Consider the following 25,033-nt stretch of genomic DNA (forward strand, 5'->3'; position numbering starts at 1 on the left):
AGTACCAACCGGGTGCTTAGGCGTAAACAGGGAATTTATCAGCCAGCACCTTCACAGCGGCTTTCACGCGCTCGATGGTTGCGGCGTCGTGCGGGTTATCCAGCACGTCGGCGATCAGGTTACCCACTTGTTCCGCTTCGGCTTCCTTGAAACCGCGGGTGGTGAACGCTGGGGAACCCAGGCGGATGCCGGAAGTCACGAATGGCTTCTGTGGGTCGTTAGGGATGCCGTTCTTGTTGCAGGTCATGTGCGCCTGGCCTAGGATCGCTTCCGCTTCCTTGCCGGTCAGGTTCTTGGCGCGCAGGTCGACCAGGAACACGTGCGATTCGGTGCCGCCGGACACAATGCGCAGGCCGCGCTTGATCAGGGTCTTGGCCAGCACGTCGGCGTTCTTCACCACTTGCTGCTGGTAGGCCTTGAATTCCGGCGACAGCGCTTCCTTGAAGGCCACTGCCTTGCCGGCGATGACGTGCATCAGCGGGCCGCCCTGGATGCCAGGGAAGATCGCGGAGTTGATGATCTTTTCGTGTTCGGCTTTCATCAGGATGATGCCGCCACGTGGGCCGCGCAGGGACTTGTGGGTGGTGGAGGTCACGAAGTCAGCGTGCGGAACCGGGTTCGGGTACAGGCCAGCGGCGATCAGGCCAGCGTAGTGGGCCATGTCGACCATGAAGTAGGCGCCAACGGCCTTGGCGACTTTAGCAAAGCGCTCGAAGTCGATCTTTTTGGAGAACGCGGATGCGCCGGCAATGATCAGCTTTGGCTTGTGTTCCTTCGCCAGGGCTTCCATCGCGTCGTAGTCGATGTCTTCTTCCGCGGTCAGGCCGTAGGAAACAACGTTGAACCATTTGCCGGACATGTTCAGGGCCATGCCGTGGGTCAGGTGGCCGCCTTCCGCCAGCGACATGCCCATGATGGTGTCGCCTGGTTTCAGGACGGCGAAGAACACGCCCTGGTTCGCCTGGGAACCGGAGTTAGGCTGCACGTTGGCCGCTTCGGCGCCGAACAGCTGCTTCACGCGGTCGATCGCCAGTTGCTCGACGACGTCCACGTACTCGCAGCCACCGTAGTAGCGCTTGCCTGGGTAGCCTTCGGCGTATTTGTTGGTGAGCTGGGAGCCCTGGGCTTCCATGACGGCTGGCGAGGTGTAGTTCTCAGACGCGATCAGCTCGATGTGGTCGTGCTGGCGCTTGTTCTCGTTCTGGATGGCGGCAAACAGCTCCGCGTCAACGTTGGCGAGGGTGTGATCTTTTGCGAACATGAAATTACTCCAGTTTTTTAAGGCAGATTGGATCGAATTGGGAGCCAAAAATGACAGGGCAGCCAAATCGTACGATTCCATCGTGGCTGCCCAGGCGAACGGCTGTTTGATATCTCACGTTCCCCGGTGGTTGCCCACCTCTCACCAGCGGCGCCAAGCTGCCTGCCAGTTTTTCGCCAGTTACGTGAGACCGTAATGGAGCCAAGATTGTAATTTAAGTGGGAAAATCCGGCAATCGTTTGGCTGGATTCGGCTGGTTTCGCGTTTGATTCGGCCTAAACCCGGTAAATCCGGGTCTGATCATTGGCCTGCGGCTTCAGCACACCTGGGTCAGACCCTTGGGTCTGACCCCGCCCTACCGGGTTTAAGGCTAAAATCCCCCCATTAATATTGGGAGTTCGACCATGATCGTGTTAGTTACCGGCGCAACTGCCGGTTTTGGCGCCGCGATGGCGCGTGTTTTCGTCAAGAACGGCCATCAAGTCATCGCGGCCGGCCGCCGCGTCGAGCGCCTGGAAACCCTGGCCGCCGAACTCGGCCCGAACTTGCTCCCAGTTAAACTCGACGTTACCGACAAAGCCGCCATCACCGCCGCCCTCGCCTCCCTGCCCGCCGGCTGGCAGGAAATCGACGTCCTGATCAACAACGCCGGCCTGGCGCTCGGCGTCAAAGGCGCCCAGGAATCTTCCTTGGAAGACTGGGAAACCATGATCGCCACCAACTGCACCGGCCTGGTCACCATCACCCGCGCACTGCTGCCCGGCATGGTGGAACGCGGCCGAGGCACCATTATTAATCTCGGCTCCGTCGCAGGCGCCTACCCGTACCCGGGCGGCAATGTCTACGGCGCCACCAAGGCTTTCGTCGAACAGTTCACGCTCAACCTGCGTGCCGACCTGATCGGCACCGGTGTGCGCGCTACCAATATTGCGCCGGGACTGTGCGGCGGCACCGAATTTTCCAACGTGCGCCTGAAGGACGATGCCGCCGCGGCCAAAGTCTACGAGGGCACCACCCCGCTGACCGCGGACGACATCGCGAATACGGCTTTCTGGATTGCAACATTGCCGCAACACATTAATGTGAATTCGATTGAATTGATGCCAACTTGCCAAGGTTTCTCCCCGTTTGCCATTAAACGCAGCTAAAATGCCGGCCCATATAAGGGAAAACCGTAAGCAATTGTTACGAGATTGTGCAAATAGAGATTTCGGCGAATTATTTGACGTAAAATGTTGCCGATTCTCACTTAGTAGCTCTTCTATCTATGTCGTCTGAGTTCACCTGGGAGGTCCGCGTCTATTACGAAGACACGGACGCCGGCGGGATTGTCTATTACGCGAACTATCTGAAGTTCTTCGAGCGCGCACGCACTGAGTGGTTGCGCTCCCTCGGCGTTAACCAGGACATCCTGCTGCGTGAGCACGACGCCATGTTTGTTGTCAAAAACGTCAGCGCGGACTACCACGCGCCGGCGCGTCTGGACGATGTAATAAAATTGACGCTTCGCATAGATAAACTGGGCCGCGCTTCGATCCAGTTCGTACAGGAGGCGTGGTGCGGCGGCCGCCTGCTGAATACTGCCCACGTCAAGGTTGGCTGCGTTGATTCCGCACTGCGTCCGCGCGCCGTGCCCGATGCTGTCGCGGCCCGCATGCGCGCCTAATAATTAGACCGTAAAACAATGAACGTCACTCAAGACCTTTCTTTCATCTCCTTAATCACCAACGCGCACGTGATCGTTCAGTTGATCCTGGTGCTGCTGCTTGCGATTTCCATCATCAGCTGGTCCTACATCTTCAAGAAGCTGTTTGATGTGCGCGGTGCGCGCAAGCAAACGATCGAATTCGAAAAGACCTTCTGGGCCGGCGGCAACCTGCACGCCCTGCACGCCAGCGCCGGCAGCAACCGCGCCAACAGCGGCGCACTGGCCCGCATCTTCGAAGCCGGCATGGGTGAGTTCATCAAGGGCAAGCAAGCTGCCGCCACCAGCCGCGACATGAATATGGGTGACGTGCTGGACGGCGCCCGCCGCGCCATGCGCGCTGCCTTCCAGCGCGAGATGGATGCGCTGGATGCGCACCTGGCCTTCCTGGCTTCGGTGGGCTCGGTCTCTCCATACATCGGCCTGCTCGGCACCGTGTGGGGCATCATGAACGCCTTCCGCGGCCTGGCCAATGTGCAGCAGGCGACGCTGTCGGCTGTGGCGCCAGGTATTGCCGAAGCGCTGATCGCAACCGCCATTGGCCTGTTCGCGGCGATTCCGGCCGTGGTGGCGTACAACCGCTTCTCGCACGATATTGAGCGCCTGGCGATCCGCTTCGAGAGCTTCGTTGAAGAATTCTCGAACATCCTGCAGCGCCAGTCCCGTTAATAGGCGAAACAGAAGATGGCATCCTCCTTCTCCAGTGGCATGCGCGGCAGCCGCGGCGGCCGCAAGCTGAAGTCCGAGATCAACGTCGTGCCCTACATCGACGTGATGCTCTGCCTGCTGATCATCTTCATGGTGATGCCGACCTCGAACAACCCGAGCTCGATCGACCTGCCGCACGCTGAAAAAGCCTCGCGCCCGCCGGATGCCTACATCCAGGTGCAGGTGAAGCCGAACGGCTCGCTGATGATCGGCATCGCCGGCAAGTCGGCCGAAGCGCCAGAGACCGAGCCGAACCGCGATGCGCTGGTGCGCAAGCTGCGCGGCCTGCACGAACAATATCCTGAGTATCCGGTGCTGATCGCCGGCGACAAGGAAAGCAAGTACGACGATGTGATCACTCTGATTTCCGAAGCGAAGAAGATGGGGATTAACCGCGTTGGCCTGGCAACCAAGTAAGGCATGGCAATGACGATGGGAAATGCTGGCGGTCCATACCGTGTGCCCAAGCGGCACGGCGGGACGCGCGCGTTCCTGCTCGCGCTGGCCATGCACTGCGTGCTGTTTGCCTTCCTGTGGGTGGGCATCCGCTGGAATAACGACCCGACCGGCGTCGATGCCGAGATCTGGGACGTGACCACGCAGATGGCCGCGCCGAAAGCACCGGAGCCCGAGCCTGTGAAGGAACCGGAGCCGGAACCGGAGCGGCCGCCAGTGAAGGAGACGCCGCCGGAAGAGGTGAAGCCTCTGCCGAAAGAGCCGGACATCGCGCTGCAGAAGAAGAAAGAGAAAGAAAAGAAGGAAGCTGAAGAGAAAAAGCTTGCCGAACTGAAGAAGAAGATCGACGAAGAGAAGCGCCTCGCCGAGCAAGAAAAGAAGGACAAGCTGGAACAAGAAAAAGCCAAGAAACTGGCTGATCTGAAAGAGAAGGAAAAGCTGGCCAAAGCCCGTGCTGCGGAATTGCAGCGCATCACGGGCCAGGCAGCAGCCGGCTCCACCGGCACGGCAGCCAGGTCCACCGCACCGCGGCTGGACGATGGCTACAAAGCTGCGATCGTGACGCGTATCCGAAGCTTCCTGAACTACCCAGGCCAGGAAGACGTCGAAGCCGTCTACACCATCTCGCAACTGCCGTCTGGTGAAGTATTGGGCGTTCGCAGGGTAAAATCCAGCGGCGTTCCGGCATATGATTCCGCGATCGAGAGCGCGATCCGCAACGCCTCCCCTCTGCCAAAGCGCAAGGATGGCACGGTGGAACGCGAGATCACGGCGACCTTCAAACTCAAGGAAATGCGGCAATAAGGATGCAGAGAATGATGAATAACGCAAAATATCTGATGGCACTGGCTGGCGCGGCGTTCGTGCTGTCGGCGCAGGCGCAGCTGCAAGTCGAAATCTCCGGCGTGGGCAGCAACCAGATTCCTGTGGCAATCGGCCCTTGCGCCAATCAGGCTGCAGCGCCGGCCCAGATTTCGGACATCATCAAGGCCGACCTGACCCGCAGCGGCATGTTCAAGGTCATCGACATCACGCCGACCAATAACCTGATGCAGGTCGATGCGACCGGACTGAAATCGCTCGGCGTCGAGGCGGTTGCCGCCTGCGCCGTGGTGCCCTCCGTAAATGGCGCGTTCGAGGTGCAGTACCGCCTGATTTCCACCCAGGGCAAGGACCTGTCGGCCCTGAAAACCGCAGTGCCGAACCAGTTCGCCCGCCTGGCAGCCCACAAGCTGGCCGACGATATCTATGAAAAGCTTACCGGCATTAAAGGTATCTTCTCGACCCGTATTGCGTACGTGGTCCAGCAAGGCAAGCAGTACCGCCTGGAAGTTGCGGATGCCGACGGCGAGAACATTATCCCGGCGCTGACTTCGACCGAGCCGATCATCTCCCCTTCCTGGTCGCCTGACGGCACCAAGGTGGCCTACGTTTCGTTCGAACAGCGCAAGCCGGTGGTGTACGTGCAAAACCTGACCACCCGCCAGCGCGTCGTGATCGCCAACGAAAAGGGCAACAACTCGGCGCCTGCCTGGTCGCCGGACGGCAAACGCCTGGCCGTGGCCCTGTCCAAGACCGGCAACACGCAGATCTTCATCGCCAATGCCGACGGCAGCGGCTTGCGTCGCCTGACCAATGGCACCACCATCGACACCGAGCCGCAATTCAGCCCCGATGGCCAGTCGATCTATTTCACCAGCGACCGCAGCGGCGGTCCGCAGATTTATCGCATGAGCGTCAATGGCGGTGACCCGCAACGCCTGACGTTTGGCAGCCAGTACAATATCAGCCCGCGCATTTCCGCCGATGGCAAGACGCTGGCTTATATTTCGCGGCGCGATGGCGGCGCCTTCCAGCTGTTCACACTGGACCTGGAATCCCGCCAAGAGCAACGCCTGTCCGACACCACCAGCGACGATTCGCCGAGCTTCGCTCCGAATGGCAAGTACATCCTGTACGCCACTCAGAACGGCGGCCGCCGCTCGCTGGCTGTGGCATCGACAGACGGCCGAGTGAAGCAGCGCCTGAGTATTCAGGCGGGCAATATCAAGGAACCCACTTGGGGTCCTTTCATGAAGTAAAGAAGTAGAAGAAGTAAACGAGAAGTAGCACCTTTAACGACCAGGAGAAATAAAAATGCGTAACGTAAAACACGTAGCCTTCATCCTCAGCACCGCCGCCCTGCTGGCAGCTTGCTCCACCCCAGCACCAGAAACCAAACCACCAGTCGTGGAAGAAAAGCCAGTGGCTCAAACCCCAGTGGAAAAGCCACAAGTGGTGCAGCCAGCAGTTGCGCAAGTTGACGAACTGGACATCCCAGGCGGCAAGCTGGCGAACCGTTCCGTGTACTTCGACTTCGACAGCTACGTTGTTAAAGCTGACGGCCAGGAAGTGGTGCAGAACCACGCTGCATACCTGGGCAAAAACCAGCGCACCATCCTGATCCAAGGTAACACCGACGAACGCGGCGGCGCCGAGTACAACCTGGCCCTGGGCCAGAAGCGTGCTGAAGCTGTGCGCAAGTCGCTGGCCGCTCTGGGCGTAGCCGACTCCCGCATGGAAGCCGTATCCCTGGGCAAAGAAAAGCCAAAGGCTGAAGGCCACAACGAAGAAGCATGGGCACAGAACCGCCGTGCTGACATCGTTTACAAAGCTAAGTAATCCAGTAGCTTAGTAATGCCGCACAAGGGGCAGCGCGCAGTTTATACTGCGCCCTGCCCCATTTCTTTTTTTGTGCAAGGAAGAAAAATGAAATTCACTAAGTCTGCCCTGATGGCAGCCCTGTTTGCCGCCACCCTGCCCCTGACCGCTTCTGCCGGCCTGTTCGACGATGATGAAGCGCGCAAGGCCATCATGGACCTGAAGTCCAAAGTCGCCAAGCTGGAAGCGGACCTGAAAAACCTGATCGACACCAAGACCGACAAGAGCACTACGCTGGACATGATCGCGCAGCAGGACCAGCTCCGCGAAGAAGTCGCGCGCCTGCGCGGCCAGACCGAAATCCTGCTCAACGAAATCCAGATCGCGCAAAAGCGCCAGAAGGACTACTACACCGACCTCGACGCCCGCCTGAAAAAGCTCGAGCCGCGCCAGGTGACCATTGACGGCCAGACATCCTCCGTCAACATGGATGAACAGAACGCGTATGACAACGCGATGGGCCAGTTCAAGAGCGGCGACTACAAAGGCGCAGCCAACGCACTGGGCGACTTCGTGAAGCGCTTTGGCGCCTCCGCCTACGCGCCCAACGCGCAATACTGGCTGGGCAACGCCTACTACGCCCAAGGCGACTGCAAAAACGCCATCACCGCACAGCAGGTGGTCGTGAAGACCTGGCCTGACAATCCGAAGGCCGCGGACGCCCTCTTGAACATCGCCAGCTGCCAGACCGAGCTGAAGGCCACTGCCAACGCCAAGAAGACGTTGCAAGAGTTGATAAAGAACTATCCAGGCACCCCGGCAGCCGCCACCGCCAAGGACCGCCTGAAAGCCAAATAAAAAGTTCTAGCGGGGATTTGACAGCTGGGCCGGTCCAGCCTATAATCTCGCTTCTTCTTTCGACGGGTCGTTAGCTCAGTTGGTAGAGCAGCGGACTTTTAATCCGTTGGTCGCAGGTTCGAGCCCCGCACGGCCTACCATTCGAATAGAGGAACCTTGGGTCGTTAGCTCAGTTGGTAGAGCAGCGGACTTTTAATCCGTTGGTCGCAGGTTCGAGCCCCGCACGGCCTACCAAGATACGCAGAGAAGCCCACGAATTTCGGTTCGTGGGCTTTTTTGTTTTCAACTTGGCAATAAGAAGCATTTTTAGCGCTCAGGCGGCCGGTGCCACAAGGCTGGCCGCTCGACTGGCGTGCCGGGCGGAAGTTCTGGATTTTCCAGGTCAAAAACGATCCGCCCCTCCATGCCTACCCTGGCCAGCAACTCGGCATGGTGCTCATTGAACAGCTTGTCGAAAGAACCGTCGCGCAGCATCTTTTCCAGGCCGCTTTCGATCGCCTGCGCCAAGGCAGTGTTTTCCTTGCTGGTAAAGAAATAGACCGCGCTGGGGTAGCGCAGCATCAGGTGCGGCTCGATCATCAGCCCTTCATCCTTGTGCGCCTCGGCCTCGGCCCAGATCTCCAGCACCGAGCGGGGGAAATAGTCGAAGCGATGCTGGGCCAGCATCTTGAACATGGCGTCGTAATATGAACCGCTGTGCACCCGGAAGCCGTTTGCGCGCAGGATCGGGGTATCGATCCAATCGTGTCCCTGCCCTGCTACCAGTACCTTGAGTTCCTCCGCCGTCCTGATTTTGCTGAACTTTTCCGCATCGCTGCGGGCAATCAGCAATAGCCTGTATCCGATCAGTCCTTTGAAAATAGGTATCCGGACTGGATGCACCCGGGCTTCGATCTCGTTTGAAGTCGCTGCCCAAGCGACGTCAATGCCGCGCCTTTGCTGCAGCATCAACAGCGAACGGCCCTGAAGCATCTTGCCCTCTGCTGGCCGCGCGACAAAGCGGCCGCCCGACTTTTCCAGCGCCATGGCGAGCAGGCGCGTCGTGTACACGTCCCGCGTATCGGTTTCTGAATAAGGCGGCGGATAAAAGACCACCACCGGCTCCTTGGCAGAGGCCCAACGCAGGGCGCCCAGCACACATATCGAAGTGAGGAACGCAAACAGACAGGATCGGCTTCGGGGCATGCACCTTCCAATCTCAATATTGCATGATTGAAACCAGTCTAGCGCCGTTCGCCAGCACCAGGCAAGCGGCTGCAGTTGCCGGCGAGCGAGTGATATTGTTTTGGGTATCGTGCGATCATATTTGCAATCTGCAGTCGCGCGTAACAGGCGTGTCACAAGCCCCCTTTACCTTGCTGGGTTTTCAACCCACGCACGGTAATTGTTATGCACTTGTTTTCATCTCGTCCCCACATCCTGGCCTTGAGCATCGCGCTGGCCTTGAGCGCCTGCGGCGGCTCCACCGAAGAACCGTTGGTCATTCCCGCCGCTCCGGCCGACCAGGGCGCGGCGGAGGTGGCGGCACTCCCCACGGTCGCTGCGTTTGTCGATACCAGCGCGACCAACCAGCGCGGCGATGCGCGTTATGCGACGCTCGATACCAATGCCGGTGTGCGTGTCCTGGGTGGATTTCTTAACATTTGGAAGCCACTGACCGAAATCGTCGATGCCGGCGTAAGTGCGCCCGCCGCCGGCGCCTTCCCGGCCGTCGTCGCCTCGAGCTGGAGCGGCGTGCCGAACGACGGCTCCCCGGATGGCCAGGTGCTCAACGCCGCTGTGCATCAAGCCAATATCGACTACGTCGTCAAAGCGACCGCCAACCGTACGCCGGATCAGGCCGTGCAGGCCTACCTCGATGACCGCCGCGGCAAAGGTTACAGCGTCACCGATGGCATGGGACCGCTGACCAATGCCTGGCGCAACGCGGCGCAGCAGACCACCAGCATCACCACCGTGGCGGCCGACGCCACCGCCGTGCTGTACAACGACAGCGGCAACAATACCGGCGTCGCAGGTAGCGCTAACGCCAATTTCGGCAGCGTGGTCGACCTGGTCAACCTGGTCGGCAACAATGCTTCCACCGAGCCTGCCAAGCGCTTCTACAAATATGCGCGCCCCTACCGCTGGAGCAGCAGCGTGCAGGTGCTGCCGGCGCTGGTACCGGCCAAGAGCAGCAACCCGACCACCGATGGCGGCTTTACCAGCGGCCATTCAGCCGAAGCCATGCGCGATGCGGTCGCCATGGCGTACGCCGTACCGGAGCGCTTCCAGGAAATGCTGAGCCGAGGCCTTGAATTGGGTGAATCGCGCATCCTGGCCGGCATGCATTCGCCGCTCGATGTGCTGAGCGGCCGCATCCTTGGCCAGGCCAGCGCTGCCGCCAACCTCGCCGATCCCTTAAATGCGGCGAAAAAAGCCGCCGCTGTCGCGCAAGCGCACACGGCACTGATGGCGGCAACCGGGACCACGGCCGATACCTTCGCGGCCTTTGCACAGTCGGGCACGGCAGCCAACGACCGCTTTGCCGACTACGCGACCAATAAGGCCAATTACCTGCGCCGCAGCAGCTATGGCTTCGCGCCGATTGCGGCCACCAACGTCCCTGCAACGGTGCCGAAAAGCGCCGAAGTACTGTTGGAAACCCGCCTGCCCTACCTGAGCGACGCGCAGCGCCGTGTGGTGCTGAAGACGACAGCGCTGCCATCGGGCTATCCGGTCATCGATGACGCTGAGGGCTGGGGCCGTTTGAATTTGTTCGCTGCGGCCGACGGCTACGGCGCGTTCAACGGCAACGTCACCATCGTCATGGACGCCAGCAAGGGCGGCTTCAGCGCGGTGGACCGCTGGCGCAACGACATCGGCGGCACCGGCAAACTGGTCAAACAAGGCACGGGCACATTGAAGCTGGCCGGCGCCAACAGCTGGAGCGGCGGCACGGAACTGTCGGGTGGCACGCTGGAAGGCGATTCCGCCGCAGCCTTCGGTAGCGGCGACGTGTATGTCAGCGGTGGCACCTTGGTCGCCAACGCGCCAGGCGCTTTGACGATCAGCGGCAAATACACCCAATTGAGCGGGGACACCACGCTGGAGCTGGACCTCGGGGGCCCAGCCGGCGGCCAGGGCAGCCTGGCTGTATCGTCCGCGGCCACCATCGCCGGCGGCACGCTGCACGTGAAGTTCGCCAATGGCTACAAGCCCAAGGCCGGTGACGTGCTGGTCGTCATCACAGCCGCCAGGCTGAGGGGCAAATTCAGCGCCATCAAGGTCGATGGCTTCGCCAACGTGACGCCAAACTACGGTGCGACCGCACTCGCGCTGACCATCGGGAACTAAGTAAATGCCCGCGGCGGGTCAAGGCCGCGGGCCAATATATGGTTCGTACGTGGCCGAATACGCTCATGAGGGCATTAAGGAATCCGGGCAATCACTTTGATCTCAAAATCGAACCCTGCCAGCCAGTTGACGCCAACAGCGGTCCAGTTCGGATAAGGCGCAGTCGGGAAGATCTCGTCCTTTACTGCCAGGACCGTGTCAAACTGGCTTTGCGGGTCCGTGTGGAAAGTCGTTACGTCCACAATATCGCCCAGGCCACACCCTCCCGCCTCCAGCGTCGCTTTCAGGTTTTCAAACGCCAGCCGCACTTGTGCCTCAAATTCCGGTTCGGGGGCGCCGTCTCCACGGCTGCCGACCTGGCCGGATACGAACAGCAAGTCGCCTGAACGGATCGCCGCCGAGTATTTATGAGCCGTGTAAAGTTCGTGCCGCCCGGCGGGAAAAATGGTTTCGGGTGATTTCATGCTGCTTCTCCTTGTGTTGGTGAATGCAAGCACTTTAGCGTCGGCAATCATTCCGATAAACAGCAAAAACATTGCTACACTGTTTGGATAAGCCAAACTATGACTGAAGCCAACAGATGGACAAACTGGAAGCCATGCGGGCATTCGTTCGCGTTGTTGAGGCCGGCAGCTTCACCAAGGCAGCGGAAACACTGGATGTCAGCAAAACCACCGTCACCCAGCTGGTGCAGCAGCTGGAAGCCGCACTGCGCATCAAGCTTCTCAACAGAACGACCCGTAAAGTGAACGTGACGACGGCCGGCTCTGATTATTACGAGCGCGTGATCCGCCTGCTGGCCGATCTGGAAGACATCGAAAACAATATCCTCGGCGAATCCACTGCGCCGCGAGGCCTGTTGCGGGTGGATGTTCCGAGCCCATTTGCGAACATCGTCCTGGTGCCGGCGCTGCCTGATTTCCACGCCCGCTTCCCGGAGATCCAGCTTGATCTCGGCGCCAGCGACCGCAAGGTCGACCTGATTGGCGACAATGTCGACTGCGTGCTGCGGGGTGGCGAAATCGAGGATGCATCGCTCGTTGCGCGACGCATCGCTGACCTGGAATTGGGCGTCTATGCTGCGCCATCCTACCTGGCGCAGGCGGGAGCGCCGAAGACTCCAGATGATTTGCACAGCGCCGGCCACCGCATCATCAACTATCGTTGGACAAACGGTTTGCCTTACGCAATGGAGAAATCCGGAGAACGGGTCAAGATCAGTGGCCGCTACTTCCTGGCGATCGACGACGGCAACGCTTACCTGACAGCAGGCCTGGCCGGGCTTGGCGTGTTATGGCTACCGCACTATATGGCAAGGGAACATGTCGCCAGCGGCGCGCTGATGCGGCTCTTCACCGACTGGCGAATCGATCCGATGCCGCTCCACGTCGCATATCCGCCCAATCGTTATGTTCGCAAGCCGCTTCGCGTATTCATCGACTGGATCGTCGAATTGATGGCGCGGCAGGAATTACAGCGACGTTAGCGAATCAGGCGCGCTGGGCAGCGCTGGATGTGCGCGAAGACGACTGCAGCAATCGGCCCAGCGGGACTTCCACCCAGCGGTGGAAAGCGGCGCCGGCGGCCAGGCTGGCGCCCCACGCGGTCAGCATGCCGAGGCCTTGCAGTACCGGATCGGCGGGCACGAAACGGGTGAAAGCGGCGTTCACCAACAGGCAGACCGGGAAGTGGATCAGGAAGACCGAGTACGAAGTGCGGGCCAGCGCATTGATGACGGACCAGATGCGGCCGCCCTTCTCGATTTCTGCACGGCCGCAGATCACCAGCGCGCAGGCTACCATCATGGCCAGCGCCAGGCGGCTGCGGAAATTCACGGCCAGCGCCACCAGGGCTGGCAGGAAGATTGCCGCCTGCACCATGACGGCACCGCGCGTCTTGCGGCGCGGGTCGCCGGCCCACCAGGCGGCCAGGCCCAGGCCATAGCTGCCGAAGAAGTATGGACCCCAGTTATCCAGGTCGGAATTCAGGTTGAAGTACATGACCGAGAAGCCGCCAAGAACGGCAACCATGCTCGGCACCAGCCAGGCGCGGCGCACCGGGCCCGAAATACGGGCCGCCAGCCACAGGATGGCGACCATCATGGCGTACAGCTGGAAATCGATGGCGACATACCAGGCGCCGGCAGAAAGCGAGGGGTATCCCAGCACGCCATGCGCCAGGGCGGCGTGTGCGGCAAGCTGGCCCACCGTCGCTGGCGCGGAGATCGAATCGTGGTCCATCCATTGGCTGGCCAGGACAGAAGCGATGGCGGCGATCAGGGTAGCGGCGATGAAGGGCGGCGCCAGCTTGGCATAGCGGCGCCAGATCGCGCCCAAAGGCTCGACCATGACCGGCTGTGCACTGGGCGCCAGCGATTTGGCCGCCAAAAAGCCGCCGACCACCAGGAAAACCTGGACGGCGAGGCGCGCGCTTCCAGCCAGCCAGTCGATCAGGTCCGGCAGGATGAGCCGGACGTGATCGGCCATCGGGCCGTAAAACGCCAGGTGGTGCAGCACAATTAACTGCGCTGCAACAGCCTTTAACAAATTGATCACGCCATACTTCATTACGCCTGCTGTCAACTTTACCAAAGGTCGACATGATACAGGAGCTCGGCAGTGAACGGCGCTCGCCTATCAGATTCTAAGTAACGAGATGTTACGCAGCTTTACCTTCCGACTTCTTGAACGGGCTGCGGTCGGGCGCTTCATCGTGGCCAATATTCAGCAGCAGGTGCTTGATCAAATTGTTCATCAGGGGCTGGCGGTGGCGGATCAGGACCGCGAATGCTTCCGGTTTGGCGCCCAGCGCCGCTTTCGGTTCCAGCGCAGTGCGGCCGAAAGAGATGCGTTTGCAGCCCAGCGCAATGGCGTCGGCGATACCGGCGTGCAGCAGGCGCAGGTAGATCGGCAGGTCGGCCGCGGCGGCGCGGTCAAAGCCGACGTGGAAGGCAATCGCGGTTTCGCCATCGGCAATCGTGACCAGGAAGCCCAGGATCTTGCCTTCGCGTTTGACCACGCTGCAGCGGAAGCGCTCCCCTGCCGCTTCTTGCAACGCCGGGAAATATTCCGGCAGCAGTTCGAATGGGCGGAAGCCGGCATTCACCTGCACCGCCTTATACAAGGCGTGGACTTCGTGTTGCATTTCTGCCATACCGGTGAAGTGCTCCACCGTGCATTGCGCCTGTTCGATCGGCTTGAACACGCCGTTGCGGATGTTGGCGCGGTATTTGGAGGCCAGGCTGGCCAGGTAATCGTCGTAGCTTTTCCAGTCGTCGCCAATGGTCAGCACCATGTTCGGCTCCGTTTCCACGAAACGGTAGCTGAGGTTCTTGAGGAAGGTGGCGTCCTCCACGTGCGGGCCGTGCAAGTCCTTGATCATGACGAAATTGGCTTCGCCCGCCAGCTTTTCGGCCTGGCGCACGCGATACAGCACTTCCGCCACGCCATGCCATGCCAGTTCCGGATCGACGCCTGGCGCGAACACGATGCCATGCTGGCCGAAGGTCAGCAGGTTGCCGCAGGTGAGCACGCGCTGGCGCAGGGTTTCGCCAATCGCCCCGAGCGAGGCCTTGCTGGCCTGCGCCAGTTTGATATCGGCAACCTGCATATAGATTGCAGCCACCGGCTGATCGTCTTCGTACACCAGCGCATAGCGCGGGTCGAGGTTCGCCGGCAGCACGCCTTCGATGCGGCGCAGGTATTCGTAGGACAGGAAAAAGCTTGCTTGCCCGGTAAGCCCTTTCCAGGCGTTGGCGTCGAGCAGGCCGATGGAGTCGGCGATGGCGTAGCGCAGTTGGGCGGGGCCGCGCAGGCGCTTGCGCACTTCGCGGCGTTCGGACAAGGCGGTTTTGACGGAGCGGAGCTTTTGCTGGATTTTCATTGTTACAAATTTAGCAATCGACGGCGCAGTCTACCATTCCCAACAGCGATTGTGCCGATTATGTCATCGGAGTGCGCTATATGCATCCAATCCACAAAATGGCGACAGCCATGCCAATTTGGACATGTTAAAAATGCCAAACAATCCGAAAGGCACTCGAATGACTGCACCAAATCCAAACTGGTTCCTGCGCGCGCGGCTCAAGACGCGCCAGCTGCTGCTGCTGATCGCGCTCGACGAACAAGGCAATATCCTGCGCGCCGCAGAAGTGTTGTGCATGACGCAGCCGGCGGCGTCCAAACAGCTGAAGGAGCTGGAAGACATGCTTGGCATCGCCCTGTTCGAGCGCCATCCGCGCGGCGTGGCGCCCACCATTTATGGCGAAAGCATGATCCGCCACGCGCGCATGGCGCTCACCAGCCTGGCGCGCGCGCATGAGGACATCGTCGCTTTGAAGTCCGGCATGGCGGGCAAGGTGGACGTGGGCAGCATCATGACGCCTGCAATGAGCCTGCTGCCGCGCGCCATCACGCGTGTCAAGCAGCAGGTGCCGCAGCTGCGCATCGGCGTGCAGATCGAGGCGAGCCCGGAGCTGCTGGAGCGGCTGCAGCGCGGCACGCTCGATTTCCTGATCGCGCGCATTACCGGATTCCAGGACAGCGGCGACCTGCAGTACGAGGAGCTGGCGCCTGAACCCGTGGTGGCGGTGGCGCGCGTCGGGCATCCACTGGCGGAGCGCGGCAGCCTGTCCATGCACGACCTGGTGCAGGCCTCATGGATTACGCCGCCGCCGGGCAGCATCCTGCGCGAGCGTTTCGACCAGCTGTTCCATAACGCGGGCATGGAGCCGCCGAGCGACGTGGTCGATACGCGCGAAATTGTGCTGATTACGAGCATGCTGCAAATGAGCGATGCGCTGAATGTGATGTCGGAAGACGTGGCACGGCGCTATCAGGAACTGGGGCTGCTGACGATCCTGCCGGTGAAACTTGACTGCCGCATGGACCCTTTCGGCATCGTCCGCCGCCGCGACCACGTGCTCACACCGGGTGCGGAATTGCTGCTGGACGCGATCCGGCGCGAGGCATTGGCTGCGGCGTCGGCAACTGTACCCGCGGCGCCAGTGACCGCGCCCGCGGCCATGCCCGCGGCGCCAGGCGTGCCCGCCCCGTATAACCTTTACGACATAGCGCTGGCCTGAAAAGTCATTGGATTGGCATACCCCCATGGGCATAGCATGGACCGGCATACCCATATCCGGAGACCTGTCTTGAAACACCTGTCCCTTGCGCGCCGCCTGGCCGGCGCCCTGCTGCTTCTCGCGCCGCTGGCCAGCCATGCCGCGCGCCCGCTCGAGCTGAGCTCCCCCGACCGCCAGCTGCGCGTGACGATCGACACCAGTGAGCGCCTTGCGCTGGCCGTCAGCCATGGCGCCACGCCGCTGGTGCTGCCGACCCCGATCGGCATGACGTTGACCGGCATCGGCACGCTGGGCGACAAGCCCCGCCTGACCGGCCAGCAGCGCCAAAGCGTCGACACCACCGTGCGCCCGGTCGTGGCGCAGAAATCGCGCGTGGTACGCGACCATTACAACGCCCTCCAGCTGGACTTCGCCGGCGGCTTTGCGCTGGAAGTGCGCGCCTACGACGAAGGCGTCGCCTACCGCTTCCGCACGAACCTGCCCGGCCAGGTCACGGTGGAAGACGAACAGGCTGGCGTCAACCTGCGGCCGCAGGACACCTTGTACTGGCCGCAGGAAAAGTCGATGCAGTCGCACAACGAGCACTATTACCAGGCCCTGACTGTGGCCAGTGCCGAAGGCAAGCTGGTTGGCGTGCCAGCCCTGGTCAGGAATGGCAACCTGCACCTGGTATTCACCGAATCGGGCTTGCGCGATTATCCCGGCCTGTACCTGCACGGCGAGGCGGCCGGGCTGAAAGCCATTTTCCCGAAAGTGGCGCTGGCCGAAACCGCGCGCGACGACCGTAATGTGCCGGTGACGCAAGAGGCGCCGTATATCGCGCGCACCGAAGGCAAGCGCGCCTTCCCATGGCGCATCCTGGGCATTGCCGCCGATGCAGGCGGACTGCTGCTGAACCAGATGCCCTACTTGCTGGCCGATCCGCAGGAATTGAAGGAGACCAGCTGGATCAGGCCGGGCAAGGTGGCCTGGGACTGGTACAACGGCAACAAGCTGTATGGCGTGCCGTTCAAGGCAGGGCTGGATACGCGCACTTACCGCCATTACATCGACTTCGCAGCCGACAACGGCCTCGAATACATCATCATGGATGAAGGCTGGTACAAGCTGGGCGACCTGCTGTCCGTCAAGCCGGAGATCGACATGCCGGAATTGATGGCGCACGCAAAGCAGCGCGGCGTCGGCATCATCCTCTGGGTGTCGTGGAAGACGCTCGATAGCCAGATGGCGCCTGCGCTGGACCAGTTTGCGCGCTGGGGCGCAGCCGGCATCAAGGTCGACTTCATGCAGCGCTCCGACCAGTGGATGGTGAACTATTACGAGCGCGTCGCGCGCGAAGCGGCGGCCCGCCACCTGCTGGTGGATTTCCACGGCAGTTTCAAGCCCAGCGGCCTGCAGCGCACTTGGCCCAACGTGCTGACTTTCGAAGGCGTGAAAGGCCTGGAAAACAATAAATGGACCGACAAGCAGACGCCGGAGCACGACGTCACCCTGCCCTTCATCCGCATGTTCGCGGGCCCGGTGGACTACACGCCGGGCGCCATGAGCAATGCGCACCGCAAGGATTTCGTGGCCAGCTTCGACCGGCCCATGAGCCAGGGCACGCGAGCGCACCAGCTGGCGATGTACATGATTTACGAAAGCCCGCTGCAGATGCTGGCTGACAGCCCATCGCAATACCGCGCAAATCCATCTTCGCTGGAATTCATCCGCCAGGTGCCGGTCGAGTGGGACGAAAGCCGCGTGCTGCACGCGCAGCTGGGCCGCTACATCGCCATGGCGCGCCGCCACGGTGACTCGTGGTACGTGGGCGCCATGGCCGGCAACGATGGCTGCGACCTGGAACTCGACCTGTCCTTCCTGGGCGACGACAGCTACCAGCTGGAGAGCATGGAAGATGGTCCGAATGCCGCAGTCTTCGCGACCGACGTGCAGAAAGGCAGCGCCAGCGTGACGCGCAGCACCCGCATGACGATGCACCTTGCGCCGGGCGGCGGCTGGGCGGCGATCATCCGCAAGGCGAATTAAGGAGAATCGCATGCCAGGAAAATTCAGCTCCGCTTTCCTCGCCGCGTTGCTAGCCGCGGCCACCGCGTCGGCCGCGCCGCCGGCCTTCACGCCGCGCTGGCAGCTCGATGGCAACGCCATTCGCTGGCAGGTGAAGGATGTCCACCGCGACCAGCTTGAGATGAGCGGCCGCCAGGTCTCCGCCGTCATCGACTATGGCAGCCAGCCCGATGGTACTCTGCTGCTGGAACGCACCGTTGTGTGGCCGATGCTGCGCACCATTCCTGACGACACCCACGCCAGCCTGATTCGCAAGTTTGGCGCGGAGGCGTCGCCGGCGATCGAAATCGACGGCCGTGCCGTCAGTACCGAGCGCCTGCAGCAAGTTCGCTTCGACGGCCGCCTCGCCCTGCAGTCCGAACTGGCGCCGGGGCTGGTTCTGACGCGCACCCTGACGCCCTCGCCCACCGAACCGGCGCTGGTGGAACGGCTGGAACTGGCCAACACCGGCAAGAACGCGCGCCGCTACAGCTTCGCAGCACTCGAACGCAGTGAAACGACGCCCGCAGAAAAAGGCACGCATGGCGCTTACGTGGTCGAAGTCCGCTCCCCCGCCCGCCAAGGAGAGCTGGCGCCGGGCGCCCGCGTGCATGTGGACCTCATCATCAGCGGCCGGCTGCAAAACGACATGGTGTACGTCGATGGCGGCGAGGCCTTGCAGGAACGCGCGCGCAAGGTGCAACAATGGCGCGCCAACCTGGTGCTGGAGACGCCGGAACCCGCGTTGGACGCCATGTTCGCCTTCGCCAAAGTACGCGCCGCAGAAAGTATCTTCTCCACGCGCGGCGGCCTGCTGCACGGCCCTGGCGGCACCCGCTATTACGCCGCCATCTGGGCCAACGACCAGGCGGAGTACATCAACCCGTTCTTCCCTTACCTGGGCGACCGCGCAGGCGTCCAAAGCGCCCTGACCAGCTTCGGCATGTTCGCGCGCTACATGAACGCAGACTTCAAGCCGATCCCCTCCTCCATCATCGCCGAAGGCCGCAGCTATTGGAACGGCGCCGGCGACCGTGGCGACTGCGCCATGATTTCATACGGCGCCAGCCAGTTCGCACTGGCGCAAGGCGACAGCGGTACGGCACGTCAGCTGCTGCCGCTGATCGACTGGTGCCTGGAATTCACGCGCCGAAAACGCGACGCACAAGGCATCGTGCATTCGGACAGCGATGAACTGGAGGGCCGCTTCCCGGCAGGCAAAGCCAACCTGTCGACCAATGTGCTGGCCTACGGCGGCCTGCAAGGCGCAGCGCGCCTGGTGGCCTCGCTGGGCGACACGCAACGCGCGTCACAACTGCGGCAAGAAGCCGAGGCCCAGCGCGCCGCCATCGAGCACTATTTCGGCGCACGCATGGCAGGCTACGACACCTACCGCTACTACGACGGCAACGAAAAACTGCGGGCCTGGATCGCGCTGCCGCTGGCACTGGGCATCAGCGAACGCCAGCGCGGCACCGTCGATGCGCTGCTGTCGCCGCAGCTATGGAGCGAAAATGGCGTGCTGACCGAAGCGGGCGACAAGACTTTCTGGGACCGCTCCACGCTGTATGCCTTGCGTGGCCTGCTGAAAGCAGGCGAACTGGAACGCACCATGCCCTACCTGCGCTATTACTCGAACCGGCGCCTGCTCGGCGAGCACGTGCCATACGCAGTTGAAGCATGGCCGGAAGGCCAGCAACGCCACCTGTCGGCAGAAAGCGGGCTGTATGCGCGCGTAGTGACGGAAGGATTGTTCGGCATCGAAGCGACAAGCCTGCGCAGCTTTACCACCACGCCGCGCTTGCCCAAAGGCTGGCCGCGCATGGCCTTGCGGCATATACGTGCGTTCGGCGCAGGCGAAGGCGACGATGGCAGCGCCGGCATCGACATCGTCACCACGCGCACGCCGCGCGGGCAGCGGGTATTGGTCAGCCTGAACGGAAAAACCTTGCTTGACCAGGCCTGGGACGGCAAGGCGCCGCTGCTTGTAACCCTGCCGGAATAAGGCGAAAAACCCGATATACCGTTTTCGGCATAGGAGGCTAGCAAACATTCAATTGTTCGCTATCGCTTACCTACCTAGCATGTCTCCATCGGCCGCCATGCGCGGCCGATTGCTAACTAAACAGGAGACGAAATGAAGATCACTTCCCAACGTGTGCGGATGACGCTTGTTGCACACGCCCTTGCAATGGCTTTCGCTGGGACGGCCGTTGCACAATCGAATGCCACCGGTACCATCTTCGGCCAGGTCACCAACGCCAGCGGCGCCACCGTGGTGCTGGAGAACGTGGCCACCGGCGCGCGCCGTACCGTGACTGTGGACGCCACCGGGCATTACAACGCGAACTCCATGCAGCCTGGCGCTTACAAGGTGATGCTGGTGCGCGGCGGCACCGTCGAGCGCACGCTCGAAGTGGAAGCGCTGATTGGACAGGGTGTGGAAGCTTCATTTGAAACTGTGCAGGCGGTGAGCGTTACCGGCCGGCGCGCATCGATTGACGTGACCAACACCAACAACGGCGTGGTCTTCACGGCGCGCCAACTGGATGCGCTGCCGATCGGGCAAAGCATTTCGGCCATTATCCAGCTGGCGCCCGGCACCACGCGCGCCAACCCGCGTATCGGCGGCGATAGTTTCGGCGGCTCGGGCGTGACGGAGAACGCCTACTATATCAACGGCTTCCCGGTCACCAACGTGTATCGCCAGATCGGTTCGACCACCCTGCCCTTCTTCGCCATTGCACAGGCGCAGATCCTGCAGGGCGGCTACAGCGCGGAATTCGGCCGCTCCACCGGCGGCGTGGTGAACATCACCACCAAGAGCGGCACCAACACCTGGGAAGCCGGCGCCGTGATGCAGTACACGCCGAACTGGCTGCGCGACAAGCCGAAGGACACCTACTATCCGGAGACAGGCCACAATCCCAAGACCGATGGCAAGCTGCTCACCTACCGTGGCGCCAACACCGCCAACGACGTCTTCGGCAGCGCCTATGTCGGCGGCCCGCTGATCAAGGACAAGCTGTTCATGTTCGCCAATATCGAAGACGACCGCTTCACCACCAGCTACATCAGCAAGGACTCCGACTCGCTGAACAAGACCAACGGCTGGACCAAGCGCAAGACCATGACGCCGCGCTACATGGTCAAGCTCGATTACAACGTCAGCGACGAACATCGCCTCGAATTCACCCAGATCCACGACGAGTACAAGAAGACGCAGCAGAATTACGGCTTCGACTACGCCACCCTGCAGCACAACGATATCGTCGCCGGCGGCACCACGGGCGACGGCGCCAAGACCGACGACTCGATCCTCAAATACACCGGCTTCCTGACCGACAACCTGACGGTAACCGCACTGGCCGGCCGCTTCAAGTCGACCTATCCGCAAAGCCGCGAAGGCTACGTGCCGGGGCTGTACCAGGTCAGCGCGCCCCTGCGCGCCCAGGTTCCAGGCCTGACATACAACAACCCGCAGACCATCGGCGGCACCATCCAGGTACCGAATGCGGAAGACAGGCAATCCACCCTGCGCCTGGACGTGGAATACAAGCTTGGCGCCCACGCCCTGCGCGCCGGTATCGACCGCAACAACGTTTCGTCCGTCAACGGTTCGGAACTGGCCGGCGGCGGCGAATACTTCTACCTGCGTTCCGACAATCCGAATGCAAACGTCACCGGCGGCCGCTCGCCGGCATCGGGCGGCGGCTTTGGTCCGCAAGGCTATTACGTCGACATCTATCACCAGAGCGACTCGGCCTCGCCAAAGACCGACCAGGCCGCGCAATACATCCAGGACCGCTGGCAAATTACCGACAACCTGCTGCTTGACCTGGGCCTGCGCAACGAGCAGTTCACGAACAAGAACAGCTTCGGCGAGCCATACGCCTCGCAGCGCCACATGCTGGCGCCGCGCCTGGGCGCAGCCTGGGACGTGCACGGCGACGGCACCCTGAAGGCGTTTGCCAACGCCGGCCGCTACCACCTTCAGATCCCGACCAGCGTGGCGCAGCGTATCGCAGGCAATCCGGTGCACATCGACCAATACTTCACCTACACCGGCGTCGATCCTGTGACCGGTGCGCCGACTGGACTGAACGAAATCAGCCCGCCTTTCTCCGCTGCTAATGAATGGGGTAAGCCAAAAGACGCACGCCAGGTAGCAGCAGCCAACCTGGGCGCCACCTACCAGGATGAACTGGCGCTGGGCTTCGAAGCGGCGCTGAATCCGGAATACACGGTCGGCTCCAAAGTCACCTACAGGACCCTGCGCAACACCATCGAAGACTGGTGCGACCAGCGTCCGGTTGATGCCTGGGCCAAGAGGAACGGCATCGACAACAGCGGCTACGGCATGCCATGCCTGCTGGTCAACCCTGGGCGCGCCAACACCCTGACGCTGGACCTGCGCGGCAACGGCCAGCTGGTCACCATCCCGCTGTCGGCCGCGGACATGGGCCTGCCGAAGGTGAAGCGCATCTACACCGCGCTCGATATGTTCGTCGAGCATCCGTTCCGCAACGGCTGGTACGGCAAGGTTAACTACACCCTGTCGCGCAGCCGCGGCAATATGGAAGGCCAGGTGATGTCCGATATCGGCCAGGCCGACATCGCCGCCACCACGGCCTTCGATTTCCCGGAGCTGATGGACGGCGCGGACGGCCTGCTGCCGAACAACCACACCCACGTGCTCAAGGCTTTCGGCTACTACCAGGTGGCGCCTGAATGGACGGTGGGCGGCAACATCAATATTGTCACCGGCGGTCCGAAGTCCTGTATCGGCAACCTGCCGCATGCACTGGACCAGAACGGCACCAATCCTGGCGGCTGGTACGGCTCCGCCAACTTCTATTGCGACGAGAAGCTGGCGCCGCGCGGTTCGGCGGGCACGCTGCCGACCGACTTCCGCATCGCGCTGAATGCAGCCTATTCGCCGCGCATGTTCAAGGGCCTGACGCTGAAGGCGGACGTATTCAACCTGCTGAACCGTCAGACCGTCCTGGCTACCCAGCCGGTCTACAACTCCGGCAAGGATACCGTCAGCCCGTACTACGGCGAAGTGCTGGGGCGTGCGCCTGAACGCCAGGTGCGCTTCACGGCGGAATACAACCATAAGTTCTAAGCTTGCCGCATGAGGAAGCGGGGGTTGCTCCCCGCTTCCTCAAAGTGCTTGACAAACGTTGCCTAGGCAACGTATAGTTCATTTATGAACAAACACCCCGACCCGCGCCGTGTTGCCCGCCTCATCAGCCGTGCCCAGAATGCGCTGGCGGATGAACTGGACGTCAAGCTTGTACCTTTTGACATCACGGCGGCCCAATACGTCGTCCTGTCGACGCTGCACAGCGGCCGTGCCAATATCGCCGCGCAGATCTGCAAGGAGCTGTCCTACAGCCCCGGCGCCATGACCCGCATGCTCAACCGCCTGGAGCAGAAAGGCATGGTCCGGAAGGCGCCCAGCATCGGCAACCGCCGCACCGTGCAACTGGAATTGACTGAAGAAGGCCAGCGCCTGTTCCCAAGCCTGCTGCAAGCTTCGGGCACCGTGATCGACCAGTACTTTGGCACTTTCAGCGCGCAGGAACTCGATACCTTCGAAGCCCTGCTCTTGAAAATGTTCGCCGGGAAGTAGCTCTTTTTTTTGCCCTAAGCATTGCCTAGGCAATGATTCATTAAGGAATAGATATGGAACCATCGATCAATGTGCTGGGGGCGTATTTCCCCGACTGGCTGTTCTGCATGGCCGGAGCGACGGTGCTGTGCTTCCTGCTGCACGCCGTGCTGGAGGCACGCGGCTGGCTGGCCGGCGCGCCAGCGCACCTGCTGGCACTGGGCTACCCAGCACTGGCGACCGTGCTTTCACTTTCGGCCTGGCTCGTATTTTTCCAACACTAAGGTGATGTTATGAAGAAGACCAAGAATTCGCGGCGCTGGACCGCCATCGTGCTGGCCCTGATGCTGGCCGCAATCGGCCTGGCCATCTACGTCATCCGCTCGATCGACAATTCGCCTCGCACGGACGACGCTTACGTCTACGCCGACACCATCAACGTCGCGCCCGAAGTAAACGGACGCATTGTGGAATTGCCGGTAGCGGACAACCAGCGGGTGAAAAAAGGCGACCTGCTGTTTCGCATCGATCCCGAGCCTTTCAAGGAAACGCTGGCCAAGGCCGAAGCCAGCCTGGTGGCGCTGGACAGCGAGATCAAACTGACCCAGCGCTCCGTGGAAGCCCAGAAGTTCGCCGCCGCCGCGGCCCGCGCCAACGTCGAACACGCCCAGGCGGCATCCGAGCAGGCCAACGATTCGCTGGCGCGCCTGGAGCCGCTGCTTAGCAAGGGTTTTGTCTCAGCCGAGCGCATCGACCAGGCACGCACCGCGCGGCGCAGCGCGCAATCCCAGCTTAGCGCCGCACTGCTTGATGCACGGCGTGCCGAAGCCGCCGTCAGCGGCGTCGATGCCCTGGTGGCGAAGCGCGAAGTGGCGAAGGCCGAAATCGCCCTGGCCCGCCTGAATCTCTCCTATACCGAAGTACGCGCACCAGGCGACGGCATCGTGCTGAACCTGAAGACGTCCGCCGGCCAGTTCGTCGGCGCGGGCCACCCGGTGTTCACCCTCGCCAGCTCCGACCGCTGGTACGTGGTGGCCAATTTCCGTGAGACCGATCTGGCAGGGATCAAGTCCGGCCGCCACGCCCAGGTCTACCTGCTTGGCGATGCGCACAAGCGCTACAGCGGAACCGTGGAATCGATCGGCTACGGCGTGTTCCCCGACGATGGCGGCACCGAGGTGGCAGGCCTGCCGCACGTACCGCGTTCGATCAACTGGGTGCGGGTGGCGCAGCGCTTCCCGGTACGTATCCTGGTCGAAAAGCCTGATGCGGCCTTCCGCATCGGCGCCTCCGCAGTCGCCGTACTTGCCGCCAAGTGAACAT

22 protein-coding genes, 2 tRNA genes and 1 riboswitch are annotated in these 25,033 nt (G+C 61.7%); of the genes, 19 read left to right on the forward strand and 5 right to left on the reverse strand.

Annotated features, from left to right (window positions below; all coding sequences use genetic code 11):
- Window positions 1-16 precede the first annotated feature (16 nt).
- On the reverse strand, window positions 17-1,261 hold the full coding sequence (gene glyA, locus GM658_RS01815; RefSeq protein WP_155452296.1) for a serine hydroxymethyltransferase: 1,245 nt from the start codon (window positions 1,259-1,261) through the stop codon (window positions 17-19).
- Window positions 1,262-1,342: 81 nt separating this feature from the next.
- A riboswitch (ZMP/ZTP riboswitch) is annotated at window positions 1,343-1,455 on the reverse strand.
- Between the two features lie 210 nt (window positions 1,456-1,665).
- Here glyA and GM658_RS01820 point away from each other — a divergent pair.
- The 10 genes from GM658_RS01820 (at window position 1,666) to GM658_RS01865 (ending at window position 7,862) form a co-directional block, all read left to right on the forward strand.
- The gene (locus GM658_RS01820) at window positions 1,666-2,409 is read left to right on the forward strand and encodes an SDR family NAD(P)-dependent oxidoreductase (RefSeq protein ID WP_155452297.1); all 744 of its coding nucleotides are present in this window, start codon (window positions 1,666-1,668) and stop codon (window positions 2,407-2,409) included.
- Between the two features lie 119 nt (window positions 2,410-2,528).
- Window positions 2,529-2,927, forward strand: a complete 399-nt coding sequence (gene ybgC, locus GM658_RS01825; RefSeq protein ID WP_155452298.1) for a tol-pal system-associated acyl-CoA thioesterase — start codon at window positions 2,529-2,531, stop codon at window positions 2,925-2,927.
- 18 nt (window positions 2,928-2,945) lie between these two features.
- Window positions 2,946-3,635, forward strand: a complete 690-nt coding sequence (gene tolQ, locus GM658_RS01830) for a protein TolQ (protein ID WP_155452299.1) — start codon at window positions 2,946-2,948, stop codon at window positions 3,633-3,635.
- Window positions 3,636-3,650: 15 nt separating this feature from the next.
- Window positions 3,651-4,091: an ExbD/TolR family protein gene (locus tag GM658_RS01835; protein ID WP_229416708.1), complete on the forward strand. Its 441-nt coding sequence runs from the start codon at window positions 3,651-3,653 to the stop codon at window positions 4,089-4,091.
- Between the two features lie 9 nt (window positions 4,092-4,100).
- Window positions 4,101-4,934, forward strand: coding sequence for an energy transducer TonB (locus tag GM658_RS01840; RefSeq protein ID WP_155452300.1), 834 nt, complete (start codon window positions 4,101-4,103; stop codon window positions 4,932-4,934).
- A gap of 14 nt (window positions 4,935-4,948) precedes the next feature.
- Entirely contained in the window at window positions 4,949-6,211 is a 1,263-nt protein-coding gene (tolB, locus tag GM658_RS01845; protein WP_443093802.1) for a Tol-Pal system beta propeller repeat protein TolB, read from the forward strand.
- A 55-nt stretch (window positions 6,212-6,266) separates the two neighbouring features.
- Window positions 6,267-6,791: a peptidoglycan-associated lipoprotein Pal gene (gene pal, locus GM658_RS01850; protein WP_155452302.1), complete on the forward strand. Its 525-nt coding sequence runs from the start codon at window positions 6,267-6,269 to the stop codon at window positions 6,789-6,791.
- A gap of 87 nt (window positions 6,792-6,878) precedes the next feature.
- Complete coding sequence (ybgF, locus tag GM658_RS01855; RefSeq protein WP_155452303.1) at window positions 6,879-7,628, forward strand: tol-pal system protein YbgF; 750 nt, start codon at window positions 6,879-6,881, stop codon at window positions 7,626-7,628.
- A 64-nt stretch (window positions 7,629-7,692) separates the two neighbouring features.
- A tRNA-Lys gene (locus GM658_RS01860) sits at window positions 7,693-7,768 on the forward strand.
- 18 nt (window positions 7,769-7,786) lie between these two features.
- Window positions 7,787-7,862: transfer RNA gene (locus GM658_RS01865), tRNA-Lys, on the forward strand.
- Between the two features lie 72 nt (window positions 7,863-7,934).
- Here GM658_RS01865 and GM658_RS01870 read toward each other — a convergent pair.
- Window positions 7,935-8,765, reverse strand: a complete 831-nt coding sequence (locus tag GM658_RS01870) for a substrate-binding periplasmic protein (RefSeq protein WP_170298629.1) — start codon at window positions 8,763-8,765, stop codon at window positions 7,935-7,937.
- A gap of 252 nt (window positions 8,766-9,017) precedes the next feature.
- Here GM658_RS01870 and GM658_RS01875 point away from each other — a divergent pair, with 252 nt between their 5' ends.
- Entirely contained in the window at window positions 9,018-10,964 is a 1,947-nt protein-coding gene (locus tag GM658_RS01875) for a phosphatase PAP2 family protein (protein WP_155452305.1), read from the forward strand.
- A 74-nt stretch (window positions 10,965-11,038) separates the two neighbouring features.
- On the opposite strand, the gene GM658_RS01880 is transcribed toward GM658_RS01875, so the two are convergent.
- Entirely contained in the window at window positions 11,039-11,428 is a 390-nt protein-coding gene (locus GM658_RS01880) for a RidA family protein (protein WP_155452443.1), read from the reverse strand.
- Window positions 11,429-11,544: 116 nt separating this feature from the next.
- Between GM658_RS01880 and GM658_RS01885 the strand changes: the two genes are divergently transcribed.
- On the forward strand, window positions 11,545-12,450 hold the full coding sequence (locus GM658_RS01885; protein WP_155452306.1) for a LysR family transcriptional regulator: 906 nt from the start codon (window positions 11,545-11,547) through the stop codon (window positions 12,448-12,450).
- A gap of 4 nt (window positions 12,451-12,454) precedes the next feature.
- Here GM658_RS01885 and GM658_RS01890 read toward each other — a convergent pair whose 3' ends face one another.
- Together GM658_RS01890 and GM658_RS01895 are read right to left on the reverse strand one after the other, a co-directional pair.
- Window positions 12,455-13,519 (reverse strand): acyltransferase family protein, encoded by a 1,065-nt coding sequence (locus GM658_RS01890; RefSeq protein WP_371865014.1) that lies wholly within the window; start codon window positions 13,517-13,519, stop codon window positions 12,455-12,457.
- Between the two features lie 103 nt (window positions 13,520-13,622).
- A complete protein-coding gene (locus tag GM658_RS01895) occupies window positions 13,623-14,846 on the reverse strand; it encodes a GNAT family N-acetyltransferase (RefSeq protein WP_155452308.1) in 1,224 nt (407 codons plus the stop codon).
- A 160-nt stretch (window positions 14,847-15,006) separates the two neighbouring features.
- Between GM658_RS01895 and GM658_RS01900 the strand changes: the two genes are divergently transcribed.
- From GM658_RS01900 to mdtN, 7 genes are all read left to right on the forward strand, one after another.
- Window positions 15,007-16,047: a LysR family transcriptional regulator gene (locus tag GM658_RS01900; protein ID WP_155452309.1), complete on the forward strand. Its 1,041-nt coding sequence runs from the start codon at window positions 15,007-15,009 to the stop codon at window positions 16,045-16,047.
- Between the two features lie 69 nt (window positions 16,048-16,116).
- Entirely contained in the window at window positions 16,117-18,075 is a 1,959-nt protein-coding gene (locus GM658_RS01905) for a glycoside hydrolase family 97 protein (RefSeq protein ID WP_155452310.1), read from the forward strand.
- A gap of 10 nt (window positions 18,076-18,085) precedes the next feature.
- Window positions 18,086-20,098, forward strand: a complete 2,013-nt coding sequence (locus GM658_RS01910) for a glucosidase family protein (protein WP_155452311.1) — start codon at window positions 18,086-18,088, stop codon at window positions 20,096-20,098.
- 132 nt (window positions 20,099-20,230) lie between these two features.
- Complete coding sequence (locus GM658_RS01915; RefSeq protein ID WP_155452312.1) at window positions 20,231-23,221, forward strand: TonB-dependent receptor; 2,991 nt, start codon at window positions 20,231-20,233, stop codon at window positions 23,219-23,221.
- Between the two features lie 84 nt (window positions 23,222-23,305).
- Complete coding sequence (locus GM658_RS01920; RefSeq protein ID WP_155452313.1) at window positions 23,306-23,731, forward strand: MarR family winged helix-turn-helix transcriptional regulator; 426 nt, start codon at window positions 23,306-23,308, stop codon at window positions 23,729-23,731.
- A 53-nt stretch (window positions 23,732-23,784) separates the two neighbouring features.
- Window positions 23,785-23,994, forward strand: coding sequence for a YtcA family lipoprotein (locus GM658_RS01925; RefSeq protein WP_155452314.1), 210 nt, complete (start codon window positions 23,785-23,787; stop codon window positions 23,992-23,994).
- A gap of 9 nt (window positions 23,995-24,003) precedes the next feature.
- Window positions 24,004-25,029, forward strand: a complete 1,026-nt coding sequence (gene mdtN, locus GM658_RS01930; protein ID WP_155452315.1) for a multidrug transporter subunit MdtN — start codon at window positions 24,004-24,006, stop codon at window positions 25,027-25,029.
- Window positions 25,030-25,033: the final 4 nt, after the last annotated feature.

The sequence above is a fragment of the Massilia eburnea genome (assembly GCF_009720745.1).
GTDB classification, from domain to species: domain Bacteria; phylum Pseudomonadota; class Gammaproteobacteria; order Burkholderiales; family Burkholderiaceae_D; genus Rugamonas; species Rugamonas eburnea.

What these genes read in the sequence shown, in the direction of transcription:
- GM658_RS01915 (WP_155452312.1), top strand. Translation starts at nt 20,231, where the DNA reads ATGAAGATCACTTCCCAACGTGTGCGGATGACGCTTGTTGCACACGCC.
- GM658_RS01895 (WP_155452308.1), bottom strand. Translation starts at nt 14,846, where the DNA reads ATGAAAATCCAGCAAAAGCTCCGCTCCGTCAAAACCGCCTTGTCCGAA.
- GM658_RS01840 (WP_155452300.1), top strand. Translation starts at nt 4,101, where the DNA reads ATGACGATGGGAAATGCTGGCGGTCCATACCGTGTGCCCAAGCGGCAC.
- GM658_RS01925 (WP_155452314.1), top strand. Translation starts at nt 23,785, where the DNA reads ATGGAACCATCGATCAATGTGCTGGGGGCGTATTTCCCCGACTGGCTG.
- mdtN (WP_155452315.1), top strand. Translation starts at nt 24,004, where the DNA reads ATGAAGAAGACCAAGAATTCGCGGCGCTGGACCGCCATCGTGCTGGCC.
- GM658_RS01920 (WP_155452313.1), top strand. Translation starts at nt 23,306, where the DNA reads ATGAACAAACACCCCGACCCGCGCCGTGTTGCCCGCCTCATCAGCCGT.
- GM658_RS01885 (WP_155452306.1), top strand. Translation starts at nt 11,545, where the DNA reads ATGGACAAACTGGAAGCCATGCGGGCATTCGTTCGCGTTGTTGAGGCC.
- ybgC (WP_155452298.1), top strand. Translation starts at nt 2,529, where the DNA reads ATGTCGTCTGAGTTCACCTGGGAGGTCCGCGTCTATTACGAAGACACG.
- ybgF (WP_155452303.1), top strand. Translation starts at nt 6,879, where the DNA reads ATGAAATTCACTAAGTCTGCCCTGATGGCAGCCCTGTTTGCCGCCACC.
- GM658_RS01835 (WP_229416708.1), top strand. Translation starts at nt 3,651, where the DNA reads ATGGCATCCTCCTTCTCCAGTGGCATGCGCGGCAGCCGCGGCGGCCGC.
- pal (WP_155452302.1), top strand. Translation starts at nt 6,267, where the DNA reads ATGCGTAACGTAAAACACGTAGCCTTCATCCTCAGCACCGCCGCCCTG.
- GM658_RS01820 (WP_155452297.1), top strand. Translation starts at nt 1,666, where the DNA reads ATGATCGTGTTAGTTACCGGCGCAACTGCCGGTTTTGGCGCCGCGATG.
- GM658_RS01880 (WP_155452443.1), bottom strand. Translation starts at nt 11,428, where the DNA reads ATGAAATCACCCGAAACCATTTTTCCCGCCGGGCGGCACGAACTTTAC.
- tolQ (WP_155452299.1), top strand. Translation starts at nt 2,946, where the DNA reads ATGAACGTCACTCAAGACCTTTCTTTCATCTCCTTAATCACCAACGCG.
- GM658_RS01875 (WP_155452305.1), top strand. Translation starts at nt 9,018, where the DNA reads ATGCACTTGTTTTCATCTCGTCCCCACATCCTGGCCTTGAGCATCGCG.
- glyA (WP_155452296.1), bottom strand. Translation starts at nt 1,261, where the DNA reads ATGTTCGCAAAAGATCACACCCTCGCCAACGTTGACGCGGAGCTGTTT.
- tolB (WP_443093802.1), top strand. Translation starts at nt 4,949, where the DNA reads ATGAATAACGCAAAATATCTGATGGCACTGGCTGGCGCGGCGTTCGTG.
- GM658_RS01910 (WP_155452311.1), top strand. Translation starts at nt 18,086, where the DNA reads ATGCCAGGAAAATTCAGCTCCGCTTTCCTCGCCGCGTTGCTAGCCGCG.
- GM658_RS01900 (WP_155452309.1), top strand. Translation starts at nt 15,007, where the DNA reads ATGACTGCACCAAATCCAAACTGGTTCCTGCGCGCGCGGCTCAAGACG.